General features: G+C 39.1%; 1 protein-coding gene. It reads right to left on the reverse strand.

Annotation, left to right across the window (positions count from 1 at the left end; translation table 11 throughout):
* Positions 1-824: Spy0128 family protein (locus tag AX663_RS04820; RefSeq protein ID WP_331708973.1), on the reverse strand; the 824-nt coding region annotated here is incomplete at both ends.

Raw genomic sequence — 824 nt, forward strand, 5'->3', positions numbered from 1 at the left:
TTTCTTGAGTGTCTTAGTATTGATATTTTGAGCTTCGTTGTTATCAGTCTTATCAACGTAAGGATTTGCATTTGTTTCCGCAATCTTATCCTTCAACTCTTTATCATCGTTGAGAAGTTTGTCACCTGTAATATCGAATTTAGATTCGTTCAAGATGTATTTCTCTGGATTGAAGTCTGGAGTTTCTGGAGGAGTTACACGGTTGTTGAACTCTTTGTCTGCTGGATCTGTTACGTTAGTGATAAGAGCTTTCGCTGTTCCGTCATGTTTAACTTCTACAGTTACTACTGCTTTCATCGCATCGTAAGCGACAGTTCCATCAGTACCCTTCACTTCTTCAACTGTGAATTTGTGAACGCCCGCTTGTTCTTTCTTGAATTCAAGTTTAGAGAACTTAACGTTACCAGAGGCATCGTTCATTACAGTTTCAAGGACTTTACCTTCTGAATCTTTCAATACGAAGCTGAATTCGTTAGCTTTCAATTCACGTCCTTCCAGACGTTTAGTGAAGTTGAACTCTACTTGTACTGGTACGCTGTTAACACGTTTTTCAGTTGGTTTGCTTGGTTTTTCAACAGTCTTGCTTACTGGGTTGTAGTAGTTCACTACTTGAGCCGCAGTATTTTCGATGTCTACTCCACCTTTAACGTCCGCTTTAACAGTTGCTGGAATATCAAACTTGTAGTAACGTCCGAATTCGAATTTAGTTGTGTCGATGATTTGAGTATTTTCTGCATCGCCAAGTGACTTAGTGAAGCCATCTTTAAGGGTTGCTGTGATTACTCCGTTAGCTACTGTGATATCAAATTTAGATGTTACATCAG

This window comes from Streptococcus sp. CCH8-H5, assembly GCF_001556505.1.
In the GTDB taxonomy this organism is placed as follows: Bacteria; Bacillota; Bacilli; order Lactobacillales; family Streptococcaceae; genus Streptococcus.